3 protein-coding genes are annotated in these 3332 nt (G+C 39.1%); all 3 read right to left on the minus strand.

Features of this window, described 5'->3' with window-relative positions:
* Window positions 1–683: 683 nt before the first annotated feature.
* Genes AB685_RS28875 through AB685_RS28885 form a run of 3 tightly spaced genes read right to left on the minus strand, consistent with a single transcriptional unit; the run spans window position 684 to window position 3254 of the window.
* Window positions 684–1694 carry an aliphatic sulfonate ABC transporter substrate-binding protein gene (locus tag AB685_RS28875; protein ID WP_047974054.1) on the minus strand — a complete coding sequence of 337 codons (1011 nt, stop codon included), beginning with the start codon at window positions 1692–1694 and terminating at the stop codon, window positions 684–686.
* Window positions 1695–1720: 26 nt separating this feature from the next.
* A complete protein-coding gene (locus tag AB685_RS28880) occupies window positions 1721–2476 on the minus strand; it encodes an ABC transporter permease (protein ID WP_047974055.1) in 756 nt (251 codons plus the stop codon).
* On the minus strand, window positions 2409–3254 hold the full coding sequence (locus AB685_RS28885; protein ID WP_047974056.1) for an ABC transporter ATP-binding protein: 846 nt from the start codon (window positions 3252–3254) through the stop codon (window positions 2409–2411). Before AB685_RS28885 ends, AB685_RS28880 begins: the two co-directional genes overlap by 68 nt.
* Between the last annotated feature and the right edge of the window lie 78 nt (window positions 3255–3332).

The following is a 3332-nucleotide window of genomic DNA, read 5'->3' on the forward strand; positions in this document are numbered from 1 at the left end:
CTTACCGCTTTTTCCAGTTGTTTTCCTTCATACTTACGGTTTTGAACCGTCACGGTTAAAAATAGGATCGTAAAGGTCATCTTTATCACCTCCCTTCAAAGTGTTAGTTTATGAATACTTAGTTAGCTATGGTGATAATTTCGTTAAAAATTGGATGTTGAAAAGAGCACAAAAAAGCCACAGGTAGTTAGACGTCCCTGTGGCTTAATAGACATAATAAATCCACAGGGTATATACGTCACCTGCGGCTTTTAGACTCAATATGTAGTACACATAATGTTAATTAAGGTTGTGAACTAATCATTTTGAGTGAGACGGCAGGTGTTGAACATGACGTAGGTAAAGCAAAACGAATAATAGATAATCTTGTGATTTGGTTCATCATAGTGTTCAGCCTCCTTTTCACTCAAATTTGTTTACATAGGGAATTATATCCAATATCATTCAACTTGTAAATAATAAATGTGAAAATTATTCGACTTTTTTGATAATGGTATTGACATTGTTTGATTGAGAGTTTTATTGATAAACTAATGCACGAATCGAGTAATTAAGAAGTTATAGAAGAAATTGCTTAAGAGGTAAGGGGGTGTGAGGACTTTTGCAGAGGGAAATAGATGAGTGATTTAATACAGTAATATAACAAAATCCCTTCATCACGGTGATGAAGGGATTGTCATTGTTTATTCAGCTAAAATAGCATCGAGTCTTGATGTATCTACAAATCCATCAAGGTCAGGCTCTTTATCCATGAACTTAAGTTCATAAGAAGCGTCTGCCCAAGCTTGTAGAGCATCAGGGTGAGTTTCAGTTGTCACAACCATACGTTCCCATGCTTGAGATAAGACAGTCTCAGGAAGACGGTTTTGAGTTAAGTTGAACAAAGCATCATTAATGGTTTCTAGTGTATCTTCAGTGTTTTCTTGAGTGTATTCAACTGCCGTTTTGTGACCGCGTAAGAAAGCATCAACGGTTTCAGGATTTTCTTCCAAGAATCGTTTTGATGYTACAACGACAACACTTGGTAGGGTTTCTCCTAAGAAAACTTGATCCCATTCTGTAATAACATTAGCGCCTAGTTCCTCTACTAAATACGTTCCCCAAGGTTCTGGAGCAGCAGCAGCGTCAATTTGACCTTGTTCAAACATAGCAACCATATTAGCTGGTGCGATTCTTGATTGGTGTTCAACTGTACCACCTACACGGTTTGACTCTAAACCAAGCTCTTGTAGCATGATTTCAAGTTGTACGTTGTGGGTGCATCCGTTACCTGGTGTACAGAAAGACTTACCGCCAAAGTCCTCAAGTGTCTCAATTCCTGACCCGTCACGCGCTACAATTAAAGTTGCACCGTTCGCAGCTGCTCCTAAGACGACGATATCTCCACCTGTTAAGAAATAGTTAATAGCAGGTCCGGGTCCAACATAACCGATATCAAGATTACCTGTTTCAAGGGCTTCAATAAAATCATTTCCATTAGGGAAGTGTGTATATTCAGCCTCAACATCTCCTAACTCATCATCAAAAAATCCTTTTTCTTTCCCGACGATTGCAGCAGCGTGATCTAAATTTGGAAAGTACCCTACATTAATTTCTTCAGCTGGACCTCCGCTTGTTGTAGAGCCGCCTGTTCCACAAGCAGTAAGAGCTGCAATTGTTAAGGCAATGCCGCTAGCTTTTAACCATTTTTTCATCTTGTTTCTCCTCCTGTGTTCCTCTTTTATTTTGAGTAACCCCATCTTTGTAGTACTTTTCGTTCAATTGGATTAAAGATTAAATATTCTACAATTAAGCCTATAACAGCAATGATGATCATAATGGCAATAACTAGTTCCATATTGAAGAAATCACGTGCATCAAGTAATGTTCGACCAAGACCACCACGTCCTAAAAGCTCAGCTGCCATTAGTGCGCGCCAGCCAAATGYCCACGCAAGTCTGACACCTGTTAGAGCAGAAGGGATGGAAGCTGGAATGAGTACTCTCCAAATGAGCTCTACACCTTTATAACCCATTGTTCTAGCTGCTCGAATGAGTAGCGGCTGAACGTTTTTAATTCCCATGCGCATATTCATGGTCATTGGCCACGTCCCGCCTAAGACGATAACAAATAAAATCGCAAGCGGACCACCTTGAAACATCACAAGAGCTAATGGTAACCAGACGATACTAGGTACAGATTGAAGGGCTACAACAAGTGAGCCAAGCGTTTCATCTGCAAGTTTAGAAGTAGCAAGAATAATACCTAAAAGAGAACCGATTATTACGGCAAGTGCAAAGCCTAAGGAGATTCGACCAAGACTGGTTGTAAGAGCTGCAGTTAAGATGCCGGTCTCAAAAAATCCTCGATATAACTCCACAAATGAGAGGAGGGGAGATGGGAACATACGAGTTTGGAACAAATCTACTCTATATATGATCTCCCATATTCCGATGAGAGCTATAAAGAAGAGTAGCCTTCTGACTATTATAATCATCACCCATTTCCTCCTTCATTACTTTTTCGATTTCTCCAGCTAGCTGTTCATTGATTTGTTCTTCAAGGAGAGCGAATTCCTTAGAAGATGTTTTTCTCGGGCGAGGAAGATTAACATCAAAGACATTAATTATTCCACCCGGGCGAGTACCCATTAACACAATCCGATCGGATAATAAAATCGATTCGCGGATGTTATGAGTAACAAAAAGAATGGTTTTTCTCGTTTGTTCCCAAATGTACTGAACTTCTTTATGAAGCATAGAACGTGTTTGCTCATCAAGTGCACCAAATGGTTCATCCATAAGTAGTACGTCTGGGTCCATGGCAAGGGCACGAGCAATAGCAACTCGTTGTTTCATTCCTCCTGATAACTCATGAGGATAAGAGTCAATAAATTTACTTAAATGGACAAGCTTTAAATACTTAATCGCGCGTTCTTTTGCTTCTTCTTTGCTATATTGTTTCTTTAGACCAAATACTACGTTTTCTAAGACGCTTAACCATGGSATAAGTGCAGCTTCCTGAAAAACGACTCCGCGATCAGCTCCTGGACCTTTTACGGCTTTTTCTCCAACGAATACAGATCCTTTTGAAGCTTGATCTAATCCAGCTACAATATTTAACAATGTAGATTTTCCACATCCGGAAGGTCCGAGTAATGAGACGAATTCACCTGATTTTACTTCTAAGTCTATTTTTTCAAATACCGTGTAAGAGGTATTGTCTTGTTTATTGTCAAACGTTTTACCGACTTGTTTAATTGAGACGCTAGCCATTAGAAGCTCCTTTCTGTAAAAAACATTAATATTTTATAAATCATATCAACTTAGTAGGTTTTAGTTGTTTTTAGTATA

Source organism: Bacillus sp. LL01, assembly GCF_001037965.1.